The following is a 17,588-nucleotide window of genomic DNA, read 5'->3' on the forward strand; positions in this document are numbered from 1 at the left end:
GCGCGACGGGGTGGGGCACCCGCAGGTGCCCCACCCCGTCGGTGCGGTCAGTCCTTGCTGAGGACCGAGTAGCGGAACTGGAAGGACGCGTTGAGCGTGTCCTCCAGCCCCGTCACCCCGTCGCGGGCGGCCGCGACCTGCGCGCCCTGCAGCAGCGGAACGGTGGAGAGGTGCTCCTCGGCGAGGAGCGTCTGGATCTCCTCGAGGATCTCCGCACGTGCGTCCGCGTCGGCCTCGGTGCGCTCGGCGTCCAGGAGCCGGCTCACCTCGGCGTCCTCGAAGTGGTTGCCGAGGAAGTTGTCGGTGTCGAAGAACGGCGTGAGGTAGTTGTCGGCGTCGGGGAAGTCCGGGAACCAACCCAGCTGGTACGCGGGGTACGCGTCGGCGGTGCGCTCCTCGGCGTACGTGACCCACTCGGTGGACTGGAGGTCCACGGTGAACAGGCCGGTCGCCTCGAGCTGACGCTTGATGGCGTTGTACTCCTGGTCGGAGCTGGGCCCGTAGTGGTCGGGGTTGTACTGGAGGTTGAGCGCGACGGGCGTGGTCACGCCGGCGTCGGCGAGGAACGCGGTGGCGGCGTCGACGTCGGGGTCGGCCCCGTAGATCTCCTCGAAGGGGGTGGCCGCACCGGGCAGGCCCTCGGGGACGTTGGAGTACAGGGGCGTGTAGGTGCCCTTGTAGACCTGCTCGGAGAGCTCGGCGCGGTCGATCGACGAGGCGAAGGCCTTGCGGATCGCGAGCTTCTGCTCGGGCGTCTCGCCGGGCATGGTGTTGAGGTTGAAGACCACGTAGCGGATCTCACCGCCGGGCCCGGTGACGACGTTCACGCCATCGGTCTCCTCGAGGGCCTCGATGTCCGTGGGGGTGAGGCTGCGGGTCGCGACGTCGATGGCGCCGCTCGCGATGTCGAGGCGGAGGTTGTTGGAGTCCGTGTAGTACTTGAGGGTGGCGCCCTCGTTCTTCACGTCGCCCTGGACGCCCGTGTAGTCGGCGTAGGGCTCGAACTCGACGAGCTCGTTCTTGCCGTAGCTCGTGATCGTGTACGGGCCGGAGGTGGCCATCTCGTCGACGATGGCGTCGTCGTCGAGGAGCTCGTCGGCGGGGAACGTCGCCTGGTCGACGATGGGGCCCACCGGGGAGGCGAGCACCTGGGCGAAGGTCTGGTCGTTCGGGGACTTCAGCGTGAACTCGACCGTCGTCTCGTCAGGTGCCGCGACGGACTCGAGGTTGGCCAGGAGCGACGACGGCCCGTTGGGGTCGGCGATCTCCAGCTGACGGTCGAAGGTGAACTTCACGCTCTCCGCGGTGAGCGGGTTGCCGTTGGCGAACGTGAGCCCTTCCTTGAGGGTGCACGTGTAGACCACGTCCGACGTGAAGTCGCACTCCTCGGCGGCGTCGGGGCCGAGCTCCGCTCCCCCGGGCTCGAAGCTCATGAGGAACGAGAAGATCTGCGTCTGGACGTGGTAGGACCCGTTGTCGTACGACCCGGCGGGATCGAGCGTCGTGAGCTTGTCGGTGGTGCCGATGATGATCCCGGCCGAGCCCGACGATCCGTCGGTGCCGTCGGAGCCGCCGTCGGTGCGGCCGGAGCCGCACGCGGTCAGTGCCAGCAGCGTGACGGCCGCGACGGCGGCAGTCCCTGCTGAACGAGTGGTACGTGCAATCACTGGAGGTCCTCCTGGATGACAGGTGGTGACGGGCGTCGGGGCGCCGAGGTGGGCGGGTCCCGTCCGGAACGATCGCATCAGCGTATTACCACCGTGTAACACCCGATGCGTCGGAAGGGTAACGATCGTCCTGTCCGCCAGAGCGTGCACGGGTGTGCCACATCGTGGACACGCCCCGCCGAAACGGCGTCTTTGCAGGTCAGCGCGCGGCAGCGCGGGCGTAGGCGCGCCGTCCGGGCGTGCCGGTGAGCCCGAACGCCACGACGCTCGCGGCGACCGCGAGGGTGCCCGCGGCGAAGAGCCGCGGGTCGTCGGCGCCCTCGTGGGCGGAGTGCGCGAGGTAGAAGACGGCGCTCACGCCCATGGGGCCGAACCACCCGACGAAGGTCGCGTCGCGCAGCCGCAGCCCGAGCGGCCGGGCCAGGGCGAGGACCACGGGCAGGCGCCGGACACCGAGGACGAGGACCACGAAGAGCACCGCGGCGGGGCCGAGCGCCCCCCAGTCGGACCACGGGAGGACCGCACCGAGCACCAGGAGGAGCGGCAGCACCGCGTACCGGTTGATCGCCTCGTCGATGTCGTCCTGGGCGACGCGCTCCCCGTCGCCGACGACCGCGTTGTAGGCGAGGCCTGCGACGAGGACGGCGAGGACCTCGGCGGTCCCCGCGAGGCGCCCGACGCCGAGCGTCGCGACGGCGAGGAGGAGGGTGAGGACGAGCTCGGGACCCTTCTCGAGGTCGCGGTCGCGCGTAGCGCGCTGCAGGGCCCACCCGGCGAGGACCCCGAGGGCCGCCCCGACGAGGACGGCACCGAGGACCTCCCACACAAGGCGCCCTGCGACGTCGCCCGGCCCTGTGGTGGGGAGCACCACGGCGAGCGCGACACCGACGACGGGGAGGGCGAGACCGTCGTTGGCACCGGACTCGGCGGTGAGCATCTGCCGCAACCGGGTGGGCAGGTCGCGTTCTGCGGGTTCGCCGGTGACGACGGACGCCGCGAGGACGGGGTCCGTGGGGCACAGGCACGCACCGAGGAGGAGGGCGAGGCCGAGGGGCAGGCCGAGCAGGAGGCCGGCAGCGGCCCCGAGGGCCACGGACAGGGGCATGACCACGCACAGCAGGACGAGGACGGGGCGCACGATGCGCCGCAGGTCGTGGACCGGGAAGCGGAGGGCGGCGGCCATGACGGACCCGGCGAGGAGGAGCCGGGATCCCTCGAGGAGCACGAGGTCCCGGTTGTGGTCGTCGAGGTCGAGGAGCCCGAGCGCCGCCGGGCCGAGGACGACGCCGACGGCGAGCGCGACGAGGGGTTCGCTCACGGGGAGCTCGCGGATGGAGCGGCTCACGAGCGCGAGGGCGACGGCGACGACGCCGACGCACGCGTAGAGCAGGTGCAGGTCATTCACGCCTGGTCCTCCGGAGGTGTCGGGTGCGTCGTTCCCGATGCTCTCCCACTTCCCGGTGCTCCGCACACTGCACGACGGGGCGGGAACGCCCGTGGACGTCTTCCCACCGGCAAGGAGCGATCCCATGCCGCACGGGCGCGCGTCAGCAGGTGCGGGCAGTCTCGCAGTGCGGTCTCGTGACCCGCGTCAGGACCTCGTCGTACACGTGCCGCGGCAGCGCGCCGGACACGACAGCATCCTCGACGTCGTCGAACGACCCGCGCACGGTCACGAGGAGATCGTCCATCGGTCCTTCAAGCCCGTCGGACGGCAGATAGGGCCACCGTGAGAGCTCATCGACGACCTGCTCACGCGAGAGGTCTCCAGCAGCGAATCGCATGATGATCTCCTGCGGGTCTGAACCGTGGAAACCCTCGCGGACAGGTGCCAGCTTCGCCTCCTCCTGGAGGTTCTGGCTCACCGCCGACTGGGAGATCCCCAGCTCACGAGCGATCGCGCTCTGCGTCGCAAGACCGCTGTGCGTGACAGCACGCAGTCCCCGCAGGAAGTCCAGGCGCGCTACCGACTGCCGGGCCCTGGCTGCGCGGAGCGACCCGATCGCAGACTGCAGGTCGTCGACGCCGGTCGCCCCGCGATCATGAGGAGCGGGCACGGACGGCCGCACCCACTCTCCGACGTCGATCCCCTCCACACCCTGTGCAGTGCACTTCCGTCTCGAATCCATGGACAGACCCCTCCTGTTGATCGGCGACCTTCATAAGAGACCTTATAGCCGCCGCGCGGAGACCTCCTCTCCCGTGTCACTTCGCTGCATACCTACTGAGGTACTCCTCGACGTCGAGGCCTGCGGCTTCGAGCATCGCCCGCCCGGCAGCGCGCGCCTCGTCTCCGGTGAGTGCGGGGCTGGCCTCCACGTCGTGGAAGTCGCCGGCCTCCGCCCAGGCCACAAGATCCGCAGTCTGCTCGGGCGTGGGCCCTTCGTCGTGCTGGGTGTTCATGTTCCCTCTCCTCCATCCCGGACCGCTCGCGCGGTCGGGTCGTAGCAAGAACTGCCGTCCAGGAGACCCACCAGTTGTTGATGTCCCCGATCGGCGTTCATTCTGGCGGGTCGCGCGCCCTGAGCGGGGTGGTGTCAGGCGAGGACTGTGTTCACGAGGAGGACGTAGAGGGCGGTGCCGACGACGATGCTCAGCAGCGCGTTGCGCCGCCACAGGTGGACGGCCACGGTGACGAGGAGCGCAACGGCCTCCGGGAAGCCGCGCCACCCGGAGGTGAGGGACACGTCCTTGAGGGTGTAGACGACGAGGACGACCATGACGCCGACGGGCATGTACCGGGCGAGGAACGTCATGAACGTCGACGCGCGCAAGGGTTCGAGGACCGCGAAGGGCAGGGCGCGCAGGGCGAAGGTGACGACGAGGATGGTGGTCAGCGCCGCGAGGAGGTAGCCGGTGCTAGGCATGCTCCGCCTCCTCGTCGGTGGTGCCGGGGTCTGGCTCACCCGGGGGGTCCAGGTGGCTACGGTGTCGTCGGCGGACCGCGATCCGGTACCGCACGGTGAGTGCGCCGAGGTAGAGGAGCATGGCCACCACGAGCATTTGGCCGGGTGCGACGAGGAGCGCTACGAGCGCGCACGCGAGGGCCATGAGGGGCGAGGGGACGTCCTTGGTGACGCGGTGGGCGTCGATGGCGAGGACCACGAAGAGGGCGGTGAGCGCGAAGCCCATCCCGGACGGGATGGACGGGAGCACCTCGCCGAGGGCGGCCCCGAGGATGCCACCGAGGACCCAGTACGACTGGCAGAAGACCTGCATCCAGAGGATGCGCGCGGTGGTGCGTTCCTCGGGCGGGATGTGGTGGGCGAGTGCGTACGCCTCGTCGGTGAGCGCGTACATGCTGTACGTGCGGGCGGCCCGGCCGCGCACGGCATGCAGGGGGAAGGACAGGGCGTAGAAGACGTGCCGGAAGTTCACGAGGACGGTCGCGAGCGCGATCTGCGCGAGCGGCGTCAGGGCGACGACGAGCCCGATGGCGAGGAACTCCAGGGACCCCGCGTAGATGAACACGGAGAACAGGGGCGCCCACCACCAGGCGAGCCCGGCGTCGACCACGAGGAGCCCGAAGGCCACCCCAAGCGGCACCAGCGCCACCCCGACACCGACGGTGTCGCGCGCGGCGGCACGGAACGGACGACGGGAGGGCACCGGCACACGTTACCCGCCCGTCAGGCGGATGGCCGCTCATCCTGCCTGGGGTTGCGGCGGGGCTCCGTCGGACGAGCCGTCCGACGTGAAGAAGGACAGCTGCCCGTTCGTCTCGAGCACCGCGAGGCGGATGTCGGCCACGCGTTCGATGCCTTGCTGACGCGCTGCCCCGAGCAGGTCGTCGAGCGCGAGCCGCTCCGCTCGCATGATGTCCAGCGCGGGCTCGCCGTCGTGCACCACCACGACGGGCGTACCGTGCGTCAGACGTCGGGCACGAGGGAAGCGCGCGTTGACCCAGGACAGGATGACCGTGAGGAGGGCGAAGGTCCCCACCGCGAGCATGGCGCCCGTTACCGAGTAGTCCTGCTGCGTGACTCCTTGCTGGACGAGGTCCCCCATGGTGATGAACACGATGAGCTCGAAGGAGCTCAGCTCCCCCAACGTCGACCGCCCCACCACCCGTGTGACCATCCGCAGGAAGAAGAAGATGACGGCGGCGCGGATCACGATCTCCATGCGATGTCCTTCCGGCGGGGAGCGGCGGCGAGGAACGCACGGGGCGGGCGGCCGACGGTCACCGTCATGGCAGCAGCCGGGTGGCGAAGTCCACGCTCACCACCTGCTCGCCATCGACCAGGACGGCGACCGTCCCGCTCCTTCCTGTCTGGGCGGCCGGCTGCACGTAGGCGTCGAAGTCGACGGTGAACGTGGTGCCGGGCGGAGGGGAGAAGGTCCAGTACCGCCACGTGCCGTCCGCGGTCTCCTCCGCGGGCGCCGGGTCCAAGCCCTGGGTCTCGTACATCTCGAAGTACTCGCTCGTCACTGCCAGCGTGATGTCCTCGTCGAAGCCGTCAGGCCTGTCCACCCGCACCGACCACGGGACGTCGAGCCCGGTCCGGGCCAGCGACGCGTGCTCCACCGACAGCTCGTAGCCCCCTCCGGAGGCGCTGGCCGTGGTGCTCCGCACCCCGAGCACACCGAACAGACCCAAGCCCACGAGGACGACTAGGGCGGCGGCGCCGACGCGCCTGCCGGTGCGCGCCCGTGGACCCGCACCATGAGGTCGGACCTTGCTCAGGGTCGACTCCGGGATCAGTCAATCGGTCTCCATGGCCCGTGTCTAGCACCGATGCCTCACCCCGGCGATCCGGGCGGTGTGCCAGCCTGACCCGTTCCCCCGCTCGGGGCAGAATGGCGTGGTGCTCACCACCCGGCGCGTCCGACACGACCTCCTGTCGGTGTCGCTCGCAGTCCTCGACGACGAGGAGCTCGCGGAGCTCCTCGATGACGCGCCCACCGGCGCCGTGGGCGCGGGCGGTGGTTCCTTGGTGCTCGATGTCAACGGCATCACGGTGTTCGCCAAACGCATCCCGATCACCGACCGGGAGCTGGAACACCCGCTCAGCACCGCCAACCTGTTCGATCTGCCTATGTCCTGCCAGTACGGCATGCATCCCCTGCCTGGACCTGGTTTCGGGGCGTGGCGCGAGCTGGCCGCGAACATTGCCGTCACGGAAGGTGTTCTCGCGGGCGAGGCCGAGTCCTTCGCACTGCTTCATCATTGGCGGGTGCTCCCGGGGCGCCCACCTATCGCGCCCGAGCACCAGGACGTCGACGCGGTCGTCGCGCAGTTCGGCGGTGACCGTGCGGTGCGTCACCGCTTCCACGAGCTGGCCGAGGCAGGCTCCAGCCTCGTGCTCTTCCTCGAGCACATCCCTCATCCGTTGCTCGAGGAGCTCAGCAAGGATCCGATCGGCAGCGCCCAGACGTTCGAGCGACAGCTGTTCGACGCCGTCACGTTCCTCCGCGACCGCGAGATCCTGCACATGGACGGACACCTCGGGAACCTGCGCTCCGACGGCGAACAGATGTACCTGGTCGACTTCGGGCTCACCACGTCCCCACGGTTCGACCTCTCGACGGTCGAACGCACCTTCGTCGCCGAGAACGTGGAGCACGACGCCCACTACGCGGCCATGCGCCTGGTGAACTGGCTCGTCACCGCAGTCGGCGGTGTCGTCGCAACGAACCCCGCAGGCCTCGCTGAACGGAATGCCTACGTCCGCCGCTGCGCCCAGGGCGACATCCCGCAGGGCCTCCCGGCGGTCGTGGCGGACATCCTCGCTCGGCATGCTCCCGCCGTGGCTCGGATGAACGACTTCTGCTGGCGGCTCGTCGACGGCGACATAGATGCCCGGTACTCCTCGTCGCCGTCGCGCTGACCAATCGCAGCAGGGATACTCAGGGCGTATGACCGGACTGGGAGCGGTGCATCACCTGGAGCTGTGAGTCCCTGATCTCGCCGAGGCTCGCAGCTCCTGGGGTTGGCTGCTCACCGCCCTGGGGTATCGCGAGAACGACACCTGGGACGGTGGTTGCAGCTGGAGGCGCGGCGAGACGTACATCGTCCTCGAGGCCGGACCGGACGTCCGGGGTGAGGAGCACGACCGGCGTCGTCCCGGCCTGAACCACCTCGCCTTCCACGGTGGGACAGCCAACCAGGTGGAGGCCCTCGCCCGCGAGGCTCAGGGCCACGGGTGGTCGGTGCTCTTCGCAGACCGGCACCCGCACGCGGGTGGCCCCCTGCACTACGCCGCCTACCTGGAGAACGGGGACGGCTTCGAGGTCGAGCTCGTGGCATCCGCCTGACGGACCACCTGGGTCGGGCACCGGTCGCCCGGCTCTTCCCATTGATCGATGATCGCCTCGTAGACCTCCAAATCCAGCACCCGATCGCTGTATGCGCGCGGAGGTATTGATCCGGTGGCAGAGCGCGCGGCATACTCTGAGCGCCGGGGCTGCAGAGGTTCCCCGATAACCATCAGGGGGATCTGTGAAGGCCTACCTGCTTGTTGTCTACGCGCGACTCGGACTCGGCTTTGACGAGCCACGAATATCTTGCGTGAGAGACGAGAAGGAACTGCAGGGCGTGGTCACGCACGTCAATACGGTGCATCCCGAGTTCGAGGTCCGATGGGAGTCTGTCCCCTGGGACCACGTCGACGGAGATCACACACCTGGAAGAAGCGACCTCGTCCACCTCGTCAGCGTCGGCGCTCATCGAAACCTCATCGGCGTACGAGCATTCGACGTCAGGGATAACGCGGACATGTTCGCCGCCGACGACCCCGAGTACGTTGTCGAGTCGTGTCGTCTCGGTGAGATCGACTGGGAGCCTCTTCGCGGTTGAGTAGTTGCGAGACCGCTGCGACGACGCCGGACGCGGACGATCGCGTTAGGGTGCGTTGGTGCTTTCTCGACGCGCGCTCCTGCCACGGTCTGCACCGGCAGCCTCCGGGGTCTCGTCCCGCGCGGTGCTTGCGCTCCTCGACCAGCTCGAGGCTCACACCGTCGAGTGCCACTCACTCATGGTCGTGCACAAAGGTCACGTCATCGTCGAGGGCTGGTGGGCGCCGTTCTCGGCAGGACGCCCGCACCTGCTGTACTCGCTGACCAAGTCGTTCGTGTCCGTCGCGGTGGGGATCGCGGTGGGCGACGGGTTGCTCTCGGTCGAGGACCGCGTGGTCGACGTGTTGCCTGAGCACGTCCCGGACGACGTCTCGGCGCAGGGACGCCGCATCACCGTCCACCACCTGCTGACCATGACGTCCGGGCACGGGACGAACAGCCTCGAGGAGGCCTGGCGGCTGGAGCCTGACGACCTGACCCGGGGCTTCCTGCGCATGCCGTTCACCGAGCCCGAGGGCACCCGCCACGTCTATGACGACGCGACCACGTACGTCCTGGCGCGGATGGTCGAGCGGGTGACGGGCCGTGGCGTCCCGGAGCTGCTCGACGAGCGCCTCTTCGCTCCGATGGGCATCGGTCACGCCGAGTGGGACCGGGTGGGCAGCGGGGCGTCCTTCGGGTTCCACGGTCTGCACCTGACGACCGAGGCCGTCGCCGCGTTCGGCGAGCTGCTGCTCCGCGGAGGCCGTTGGGGAGACAGGCAGCTGGTCCCGCGCGAGTGGGTCGAGCTCGCGACACGGGTGCACGTCGCCACACAGCACGTCGAGGGATCGGTGGAGGGCCCTGACGCGTGGTGCGGCTACGGCTACCAGTTCTGGATGTCACGTCACGGCTACCGCGGGCACGGAGCATTCGGCCAGCGGTGCGTGGTCGTCCCGTCCCACGACCTCGTGGTCGCTGTGACCGGTGCTACGGAGCCTCAAGCAGTGCTCGACCTGTTGTGGGACCACCTGCTGCCAGGCATCGACGACGTGCACAGCGCAGAGGACGACGCCCTCCTCGCCGAGCGGCTGCAGCAACTGTCACTCGAGCCGGTCCGGGGCGCGGCCGCCCCTGAGCGGTCCGTCACCGCGAGACTCGACGCCTCGACCGAGGACCCGCCCTTGCCGGACGGGACCACGGTGACCATCGACCCCGCGGACGGTGGGTGGCTCGTGGGGCTCGGCTCGTACAACGTCGAGGTCGGCCACGAGGAATGGCGAGAGAGCTCACCGCTCGGCCGTCCGGTCGTCGCGACCGGCGCCTGGCAGGGCCAGACGTTCGTCGCCGACCTCTACGTCGTCACCACCCCGCACCGGGTCCGGCTGGTGGTCGACGCCGGCACGCGCTCGGCGGACGCGACGTGGAGCACCGTACCCCTGACCAGTCCATGCCTCGAGATGCATCTGCGGTCGCCACTGATGACACGGCCCGACGTCGCGTAGCTGGTCTCGAACTGGCTAGCACGACGTCGATCGCCGCAGACGGCTGCCCAGCGGCGTGCGGGCATACCGCTGGGCAGCCGTCATGATCGAGACGGTCAGAATTCACTGCACCACTTGGCCCAGAGCTCACCGAGCGTCAGAGAGGCGACATCCTCCTCGAGTGATCTCAGTCGCCGCTCCCCGGCCGTGCCGAACCAGGATCGTTGACGGAACGTCGGCCACTCCTGTCCATCGCGCCATTGCAGACGGATACGGCGCCTACCGAGCAGATCCCTGTCAGTGGTGGCGGTCACGACGTCTCGGGCGCGCATGAGGCCCAGATCTGGAGGGACGAGAACGCACATCTCGGCCGTCGCGCGCTCGCCGTGGTCTTCCTCCGCGATGCACAACGCGCATGCCCTGACCATGACGACGGCGACGGGGTGCATCCGCCAAGGGTGGGCGCACGAGGGACAGGCCCCGGTGACAGTCTCCATCTCCCCAGGTTCCCAGGGTGACTATCGATCCCGCACCGGCATTCGTACGCGGTCATCCGACCTTTGCCCGGGCACCCCGGTCGCCCTCCATCCAGTCTGGCTCCACCATCGCCGACCGGCCTTGTGGAAGAGCTCCGAGCCGGGGCAGCCACTTTGCCGGCAACGGCCTAGTAAACCGGCTCGTCGGAGTTGAGGGTGCAGCCAGGGTCTGAAGCCTCCGGACTCGAATAGGGATCTCGCGATGCGGTCGATGAGTTTGCGGAAGCCGAGTGCCGCGCCTCGAAGGGGCCATTGCTGGTGCCGGGTCGGTCGAAAGAGGCGAGCACATCCGCGGCCCGAGCTGGGCTGCGCGGCGCGGCGTGGCGCGGATGAATAGTTGGTCGCCTCTTGCCGTGGTCATAGACCGTCCTTACGCTCAAGAGTGTTACGCCGAGCTTGACCTCACCTCACACTTGGAGTCGACGTGAAACGTACCTCTCGCGTAGCTCTCACGTTCGCTACCGCTTCTCTGCTCACGTTGGGGATCGCGCCCGCGGCGCCTGCCGCCGCGCCTGCCGCAGCATCGGTCAAGGTCGTCCCCACCGCTTTCGGTGGCGAGTGCTCCACGTTCCAGTGGATCATCGCCCCGCACCCGTGCTTCGTCTTCACCGTCCTGATGTGATGTAGCGCCGCTCGATTCGATCTGATCGAGGTCAGCACCGGTCGCGCGGTTTCGGTGCACTCTCGATTCCGTCAGCATGTCGTCTCTGCACTCGGTCGATGCTTTATCGGGTTCTTCGCAGGTGAGGGTGTAGGCGGGGGTGGCTGGATAGGCATCAAGGTCCCCCGAGGATGGAGTCTTCTACACGCGCCATCCGGTAGATCTCGACGTGCTCAACGCTACCTTCACCGCATCCTTCCTCACCACGTTCTGCCGCCTCGATGAGCCCGGCCTCGAGGCCGTCGGGCAGCATCTCGACGCGGATCGGGCGGTGATCGAGTGCCGGATCGTCCACGACGATCCGTGGTGCCGCACGTGCGGAGCAGAGGGCGTGCCGCGGCACACCGTGGTCCGTCGGCTCGCGCATGGGCCCTTCGGGCACCGGCCCACATTCCTGCAGGTGAGGTTGCGCCGCTACCGATGCGCCCACTGCGGGAAGACGTGGCGGCAGAACACGTCGAAGGCCGCGGCGCCTCGCGCGAAGATCTCGCGGCGGGCTGGGCTGAGACAGTCCGACGGTCAACGTCTCGACCCATCACCCACCTGTTCCGGACTGAACTTGTGATCAGATCAGTTCCATCACCGGACCTTCGTGCACAGCCTTGTAGATGGTGTTGCGGATCGTGTTGGCTTGTTCCGACGTGAGTGTGCGGTCGATGGGGCGCAGGGTGATCCTTACGAGGAGGTTCACCTGGTCCGGTTCGATGCCGAGGCGCGAGCGAGCCGCTGCCGGCAGATCGTCGTAGGTGGTGCGGCTGAGCAGCTCGACCGATTCGATGACGTCTGCGTCGTCTCCAAGTGCGGTTCGGATCCGGTCGCCCAATGTCTCTTCGTCCTCCTCCTGGCCCGTCACGACTGAGATGTCACGCCTGGAGGAAGGGAGCATGGAGACGTGCTGCCATGATTCCAACGTGAGCATCTGTGCGGCGATCCGGGGGTCTTGCGCTCTGAGGTATCGGATGTCCGGTACAGCCTTGCGCAGCATCAGTGCGCGTTCCAGGCCCATACCCAGCGCGAGGCCCGACCATCGGTCGGGGTTGAGGCCCGAGCCGCGCAGGACGTCGGGGTGGATGCGGCCACACTCGGCCAGTTCGAGCCACTCGCCGTCGTGGAGCACGTCGATCTGACGTCCACTGGTCGTATACGGGTGCACCACGTCGGTCACCTTCCACTCCGCGTCAGGCAGTATCGCCTCGACGACGCGCCCGATCATCGTGACGATCTCTGCGTCGTCGGTCGACGGAGTGCTGCGGATGCGCCACAGGTCCGCCTGGTGTGGCTCGCCCACATGGGTGCGGTCGACCGCGTCACGGCGGTAGACCAGGCCTGGTGCCACGATCAGCTCATCGACGTCCTGCTGGTCTGCATAGACCTCTAGCGCCGCTGGGAGCTCTGCGCTCGTGTGGCTCCGGAGCATGACCGTGGGGCTGACGTACCGGGTGTAGCGGCGAACACGAGTGACGTCGTCACGGGCATAACCGAGACGGTCATAGTTGTCGCGAACAGGCACGACAGGGACGTTGCGCACGTAGCGAAGGGTGGTGCCGCTCCACTCGGTCAGCAAGGCCGTCACGACGGCCTCGAGGAGCGCTTGGATGGCGTGCTCGCCCTGGGCCGGGTCGGTCAGGTCGCGCAGGGACAGAGAGCGCGAGAGCTGGTCAGGGGTCAGGTAATCGAGCTGTGACATGGGGGTCTCCGAGAAGGTTGCTGGCTGGCGAGGATCGAGTTCCCCCAGCCGTGCCTGCGGAGACCGTGCGCCCTAGGGGCGCACGAAGAAGACCCCGCGGCCATGTCCCGGCCGGGGGTGCGAAAATCGCCGATCCCAAGTCACCCCAGCAGGGTACACGCGGATTTCGCGCAGCATCAGGTGGGCCCGATTCCTAGTGCGCCCTCGCCCTCTCAAATGAAGGATTGATCACCCCCGGTGTCGGCGGAGATGGCGCCTCTCAACCACCTGCTGCCCGCCCCCTCGCGTTGCGCTTGATCCTCCGGATTGAACAGAGTGCATCGCCCCAGCGACAGGCAGCCACAGCCGATGCACCCATCAAGGTCCTTCCGCAATGCTTGGAGGACCTCGATGCGGCCCTCGAGCATCTGCGCCCAGCGCTCGCTCATCGCACGCCATTCCCGCTGGGTGGGCGCACGGTCGTCCGGGAGCCCGGACAGAGCCTCGGCGACCTGGTCCAGAGTCATCCCGATGCGTTGACCGGCTGCGACGACAGCAAGCCGCCGCAAGACGTGTCGCGGGAAGAACCGATGACCGTTCGGGCCACGAACTGCTCGGATCAATCCGAGCTCCTCGTAGAAGCGCAAGGCGGACACGCTGACCCCGGCTCGCTGGGCGGTCACGCCGATGGAGAGGAGCTTGTCGGGGTCAACAGGAGGCATGAGGACCACTCTCAGCCACCGGGTGCTTGACCTCAAGTGAACTTGAGGGTGTTCGCTCGGTCGAGTTACCGCCACCGAGAGGACGACATGACCATCTGGACCTGTGCGACATGCGCGATCGAGCACCCCGACACCCCATCGCCGCCGGAGACGTGCGCCATCTGCTCCGACGAACGCCAGTATGTGCCAGTGGGAGGGCAGCGTTGGATCACGAGGGACGAGCTCGAAGCGCAAGGGATGCGGATCGACGTCACCCAGCTGGAGACGGACCTCCATGGAGTGACGACACGGCCTCGGCTCGGCATCGGCCAACGGGCGCTCCTCCTGCGGACCACCGGAGGCAACCTGCTGTTCGAACCACCGGGATTCATCGATGCTCAGGGGGTGGAGACGGTGCGAGTCCTCGGTGGTGTGTCGGCAATTGCGTCGAGCCATCCCCATCTCACGGGGTCGTCGATCCAGTGGAGTCATGCCTTTGGCCGCGTACCTGTGTACGTCTCACGTCAAGACCGGGCCTGGACCCGACGTCCCGATGACGTCATCACCTACTGGTCCGACCGTATCGAGATCCTCCCCGGAGTGACGATGGTGGAGGTCGGCGGTCACTTCGCGGGGAGCAGTCTCGTGCACTGGCAGGCGGGCGCCGAGGGTCAAGGAGCACTGCTCACCGGGGACACCATCGCCATAGGCGCGGATCGGAAGTCCGTCAACGTGATGCGCAGCTACGTCAACAACATCCCGCTCCCTGCGCGCGCAGTCCGCAGGATCATGGACCATGCCGCGTCATTGCCCTTCGAACGGCTCTATGGAGCGTTCGGTGAGCTGCACCAGGACGCCCACACCATCGTCCAGCGTTCCCTGGCCCGGTACATCGCCTGGCTCAGCGACGACGTGGGCGATCGGGCGGTGCTTGCAGCGCTGGACCAATCGCAGTCTTCCAGCAGGGGGTAATGGGGCTTCGCGGGGGTCACGAGGGGTAGATCCTTCGAGCAGGCGGGTGTAGGAGTACCTCCATCCAGCAAGACCGGGACCTACCCCTCGCCTACGCCCACGCTCCCCGACGTCGTCTCACCAACGTCATGACCCACTACATCTAGGCCGACAATCGACCCACTCGGAGCTCTAGCATCACGCACCGTCCACGCACTTGAACTTCACGCACACCGCGGTATCGCGCGAACCGCAGGCTCTGGGTCACCGCTCCCCCGAAACGGCGAAGCTGCGCCTGACGTCCGTCTCGTCGATCGCCGCCGCGAACTCCTTCTCGGTGACCGAGTTCAGCAGGTCGAGGGGAGATCGGTCCGAGCCGTCCGAGTTCTGCGGCAGTTCCGGGTGCGGCGTCTGCCACCAGTCCAGGAGCGCTCGGGCGACTTCGGTCGTCTCCGACCCTCCGCAGGACGAGGCGAGCTCCTTGTTGATCTCGGCGAGCGCGTCGACGATCCTCCCGTCGCGGAACTGGAAGGCCGGGTAGAACTTGGTCTCTCCGAGCTCGACCTCGATCACGACTCGGTGCTTGAGGTAGGTCCGCAGCAGGCTGCGCTGAGCGGCCTTCTTCGCTCGCGCTGCCTGAGCCGGGGTTCGAGTCCGTTCTGATTCGATCACTTCCGCTTCCGTCAACGAAGCACGGGTCTCGGCGGCGGTCATGCACTCGGCTCGGTCGAGCAGGCTCGCGGCCACCATCGGTGAGCGGCCGAGCGCGAAGGCCCGGTCCCAGATCGGGCTGCTCCGCCAGTCGTCCGGGAATCCGAGCTGCGCCATGCCGAAGCCGACGGCGCGGGACTGCTCCTCGATGAAGTCGGTCAGGTCCACGACGTCGCCCTTCTCCGGCGCGATGCTCAGCAGGAGGTGGCGCATGACGAGCAACACGCCGTAGAGCCTGTTGCTAGTGCCGCGGTCCGCGAGCGGCGCGAGCAGGTCGTCGGCATCTTTTCGAGCCTGTCCCGGCGCGTCGATGATCACATCGAACGCGCGGTTCCACAGGCGGCCGTAGTGCGCGCAGATGTTCCGCACGTTCCTGAGGTTGTTCAGCCAGTTCCCGAGGGCACCGCGGTCCCCGTGGCCGTCGGCGGTGCGGACTTGGAACCGGGCTGCGAGGATCTCCTGGTCGGACTGCAGCATCAGGTCATAGAGACTGCCCAGCACGCCGAAGGACATCACCTCCGTGGCCACCCAGATGGGCAGGTGGGGACCGTACTGCTGGCGGAAGTGCACGACGAAGTCGCCGCGGGCGCGCTTCTCGTGCCGGTCGTACTCCTCGAGCCACTCACGGTATGCGGTGGTCGGCTCGAGCGGCATGTTGGGATTTTTCTGCGTCGTCGCGCCGAGCGCCCAGGGGTGCCTGTGCGCGAACGTGTCTACCCTGCCGAGCCGGTGGCCGATGAAGAACCTGAAGGCTGTCTCGATGGTGCTGAGGATGTCGCTGAGGCGCATGCGGAGCTCATGGTCGAACTCGTACAGCGAGACCACGTGCGCGAGGCGGGTACCGGGTACGAACGTGTCCAGGCGGATCTCTCGGCCTTCTTCGTCGAACCGGTGCGCGGCAGGCGCAGGCCGGTCGCGGTAGAGGTGCCAGTAGCCCGACAGCCGGTAGTAGCCGTAGCGCTCCAGGACGTCGGCCGCGTAGGCGTCGTCACCGCAGTCCATGCCCCGCCCGCGCAGCCGACGGATCTGTTCGGGGACCGTGAGGAACGGCTTCGCGTAGGTGCTGTTCGGGGTCGTCACGTGTGCATCGTCCTGGCGTCCCCGACACCGGGGGTAGAAAGAGAACAGGCCCGCGTCTCATCTAGAGAAGCGAGCCTGTCGTGTTACGTCGAGGATATGGGTTCCACCAGTGCCGGTCAAACACGGCGCGACCGTCACCGGCGCGAGCTGGGGGCCCTCCTCCACCGCTCCGAGAACCAGTGCCGCCCGATCCGCACCACACCCACGAGCGCGCAGACGTACCCCACGAGGAGAATCAGCCCGAGGCCGATATCCCCCTCTTCCACGACGCCGATCAGGAGAAGGACTCCGTACACGGCGATCAGCACCGCGCCGACGATCAGGGTGGCGGTGCCGGGCATCCGTGGGCTCATGCGCTCCACGATAAGCAGGCGGCACCGCCCCCCGTGTGACCAGGCCGTCAGAGGCCGATCTCGTGGATCTCCGTGTAGACCGGCTGCAGCATGGCGATCTCCCACGTCACGACGTCGTCGTAGTTGCTCAGCGGGACCTGGTTGCGGACGTTCATCGACGAGTCGCCACCACCCGCAAGGGTCTCGACCGTCGCCGTCTCACCGTCCTCGACGGGTTCGATCACGGTGGTTCCCTTGGCGATGACGTCGCCCTCGGCGTCCAGTCCTACGATGGTCACCGTGTCGTCATCCGCGCTGGCGATGCGGTCGGGCATCTGGGCGTTGCGCCCGATCATCGTGATGTGCGAGACGAGCTTGGCGGTCGCTCCCGTCCCGACGACTCCCTCGACGTCGAGCTCGGTCTCGTAGTAGTCCAGGAGCGGCGCGCGGGACAACGAGTACACCGACGGGGTGATGTCCGAGGTCGGCGTCGCGTCCTCGGAGTCGCCCGAGAATTCCGTGAGGACCTCCAGGTCGAACGCCTGGGCGTGGTAGGACTGCCCTGGGTCGAGCGGGATCGTGAGGTCCTCGTTGCCGGTGTCCCCACCCTCGACGGCAGCATCGAGCTTGACGATGAACACGCAGGGCTTGTCGGACACGTTCGTGATAGTCACCGGGAAGTAGTGCCGCCACTCACGGTCGAGGTCCTCGGCCCACTCGTCGGACGCCGCGGCCATCTCGCCGAACGTCACCTCGAGCTCGTCCGTGACGTCACCCTGCTCGCACCACGGGTTGTCGCCCTCGGTGGCCTCCGTGCCCTCAGCGGCCGTCGCGGTCTCCGTGGCGGACGCGGCACCGGCCGCAGGCTTGGGGTCCGAACCACCCGAGCACCCCACGAGTACCGACGCGGCCAGCCCGCACACAAGTGCCTTGTGCCAGTTCTTCATGAGGTCATGCTCCGTTCGATGTCGATCAATCTCGTCGCGCACGCCCTCCGGCGCACGGTACTGCCCGGCGGCGAG

Annotated in this window: 19 protein-coding genes and 2 pseudogenes; 6 read left to right on the top strand and 15 right to left on the bottom strand. The window is 68.0% G+C overall.

Annotated elements, in window-relative coordinates; all coding sequences use genetic code 11:
* Positions 1–47: 47 nt before the first annotated feature.
* From JAV76_RS12945 to JAV76_RS12980, 8 genes are all read right to left on the bottom strand, one after another.
* Complete coding sequence (locus JAV76_RS12945) at positions 48–1,667, bottom strand: ABC transporter substrate-binding protein (protein WP_307844223.1); 1,620 nt, start codon at positions 1,665–1,667, stop codon at positions 48–50.
* A gap of 199 nt (positions 1,668–1,866) precedes the next feature.
* A complete protein-coding gene (locus tag JAV76_RS12950) occupies positions 1,867–3,072 on the bottom strand; it encodes a cation:proton antiporter domain-containing protein (RefSeq protein WP_198734490.1) in 1,206 nt (401 codons plus the stop codon).
* A 142-nt stretch (positions 3,073–3,214) separates the two neighbouring features.
* Positions 3,215–3,763 (bottom strand): helix-turn-helix domain-containing protein, encoded by a 549-nt coding sequence (locus JAV76_RS12955; RefSeq protein ID WP_230402285.1) that lies wholly within the window; start codon positions 3,761–3,763, stop codon positions 3,215–3,217.
* Positions 3,764–3,872: 109 nt separating this feature from the next.
* Entirely contained in the window at positions 3,873–4,070 is a 198-nt protein-coding gene (locus JAV76_RS12960) for a hypothetical protein (RefSeq protein WP_198734492.1), read from the bottom strand.
* A gap of 134 nt (positions 4,071–4,204) precedes the next feature.
* Positions 4,205–4,534, bottom strand: coding sequence for a branched-chain amino acid transporter permease (locus JAV76_RS12965; protein ID WP_198734493.1), 330 nt, complete (start codon positions 4,532–4,534; stop codon positions 4,205–4,207).
* Positions 4,527–5,276 carry an AzlC family ABC transporter permease gene (locus JAV76_RS12970; protein ID WP_307844224.1) on the bottom strand — a complete coding sequence of 250 codons (750 nt, stop codon included), beginning with the start codon at positions 5,274–5,276 and terminating at the stop codon, positions 4,527–4,529. The genes JAV76_RS12965 and JAV76_RS12970 overlap by 8 nt, the downstream gene beginning before the upstream one ends.
* A 36-nt stretch (positions 5,277–5,312) precedes the next feature.
* On the bottom strand, positions 5,313–5,792 hold the full coding sequence (locus JAV76_RS12975) for a DUF421 domain-containing protein (protein ID WP_198734495.1): 480 nt from the start codon (positions 5,790–5,792) through the stop codon (positions 5,313–5,315).
* A gap of 64 nt (positions 5,793–5,856) precedes the next feature.
* Positions 5,857–6,267 (bottom strand): hypothetical protein, encoded by a 411-nt coding sequence (locus tag JAV76_RS12980; RefSeq protein WP_230402286.1) that lies wholly within the window; start codon positions 6,265–6,267, stop codon positions 5,857–5,859.
* A gap of 208 nt (positions 6,268–6,475) precedes the next feature.
* Between JAV76_RS12980 and JAV76_RS12985 the strand changes: the two genes are divergently transcribed.
* From JAV76_RS12985 to JAV76_RS13000, 4 genes are all read left to right on the top strand, one after another.
* Positions 6,476–7,498 carry a protein kinase family protein gene (locus JAV76_RS12985; protein WP_307844225.1) on the top strand — a complete coding sequence of 341 codons (1,023 nt, stop codon included), beginning with the start codon at positions 6,476–6,478 and terminating at the stop codon, positions 7,496–7,498.
* A 118-nt stretch (positions 7,499–7,616) separates the two neighbouring features.
* Positions 7,617–7,925, top strand: a complete 309-nt coding sequence (locus JAV76_RS12990) for a VOC family protein (RefSeq protein ID WP_230402292.1) — start codon at positions 7,617–7,619, stop codon at positions 7,923–7,925.
* Between the two features lie 184 nt (positions 7,926–8,109).
* Positions 8,110–8,466 carry a hypothetical protein gene (locus JAV76_RS12995; RefSeq protein WP_198734498.1) on the top strand — a complete coding sequence of 119 codons (357 nt, stop codon included), beginning with the start codon at positions 8,110–8,112 and terminating at the stop codon, positions 8,464–8,466.
* Positions 8,467–8,524: 58 nt separating this feature from the next.
* Positions 8,525–9,949, top strand: coding sequence for a serine hydrolase domain-containing protein (locus JAV76_RS13000; RefSeq protein WP_198734499.1), 1,425 nt, complete (start codon positions 8,525–8,527; stop codon positions 9,947–9,949).
* Positions 9,950–10,044: 95 nt separating this feature from the next.
* Here JAV76_RS13000 and JAV76_RS13005 read toward each other — a convergent pair whose 3' ends face one another.
* A complete protein-coding gene (locus JAV76_RS13005) occupies positions 10,045–10,377 on the bottom strand; it encodes a hypothetical protein (protein ID WP_198734500.1) in 333 nt (110 codons plus the stop codon).
* A gap of 237 nt (positions 10,378–10,614) precedes the next feature.
* Positions 10,615–10,763, bottom strand: a pseudogene (locus JAV76_RS13010) (ISL3 family transposase); the annotation flags it as partial.
* Positions 10,764–11,294: 531 nt separating this feature from the next.
* On the opposite strand from JAV76_RS13010, the pseudogene JAV76_RS13015 reads away from it, so the two are divergent.
* Positions 11,295–11,618 (top strand): annotated as a pseudogene (locus JAV76_RS13015) (transposase family protein); the annotation flags it as partial.
* A gap of 72 nt (positions 11,619–11,690) precedes the next feature.
* Here JAV76_RS13015 and srmL read toward each other — a convergent pair.
* Together srmL and soxR are read right to left on the bottom strand one after the other, a co-directional pair.
* Positions 11,691–12,812 (bottom strand): PheS-related mystery ligase SrmL, encoded by a 1,122-nt coding sequence (srmL, locus tag JAV76_RS13020; protein ID WP_198734501.1) that lies wholly within the window; start codon positions 12,810–12,812, stop codon positions 11,691–11,693.
* Positions 12,813–13,024: 212 nt separating this feature from the next.
* Positions 13,025–13,513: a redox-sensitive transcriptional activator SoxR gene (soxR, locus tag JAV76_RS13025; RefSeq protein ID WP_198734502.1), complete on the bottom strand. Its 489-nt coding sequence runs from the start codon at positions 13,511–13,513 to the stop codon at positions 13,025–13,027.
* A gap of 87 nt (positions 13,514–13,600) precedes the next feature.
* On the opposite strand from soxR, the gene JAV76_RS13030 reads away from it, so the two are divergent.
* A complete protein-coding gene (locus JAV76_RS13030) occupies positions 13,601–14,464 on the top strand; it encodes an MBL fold metallo-hydrolase (RefSeq protein WP_198734503.1) in 864 nt (287 codons plus the stop codon).
* Positions 14,465–14,707: 243 nt separating this feature from the next.
* On the opposite strand, the gene JAV76_RS13035 is transcribed toward JAV76_RS13030, so the two are convergent.
* From JAV76_RS13035 to JAV76_RS13045, 3 genes are all read right to left on the bottom strand, one after another.
* Positions 14,708–16,234: an Abi family protein gene (locus JAV76_RS13035; RefSeq protein WP_198734504.1), complete on the bottom strand. Its 1,527-nt coding sequence runs from the start codon at positions 16,232–16,234 to the stop codon at positions 14,708–14,710.
* Between the two features lie 134 nt (positions 16,235–16,368).
* A complete protein-coding gene (locus JAV76_RS13040; RefSeq protein WP_198734505.1) occupies positions 16,369–16,587 on the bottom strand; it encodes a hypothetical protein in 219 nt (72 codons plus the stop codon).
* A 47-nt stretch (positions 16,588–16,634) separates the two neighbouring features.
* Positions 16,635–17,513 carry a hypothetical protein gene (locus JAV76_RS13045; RefSeq protein ID WP_198734506.1) on the bottom strand — a complete coding sequence of 293 codons (879 nt, stop codon included), beginning with the start codon at positions 17,511–17,513 and terminating at the stop codon, positions 16,635–16,637.
* Positions 17,514–17,588 lie beyond the last annotated feature (75 nt).

The sequence above is a fragment of the Sanguibacter suaedae genome (assembly GCF_016342785.1).
GTDB lineage: Bacteria > Actinomycetota > Actinomycetes > Actinomycetales > Cellulomonadaceae > Sanguibacter > Sanguibacter suaedae.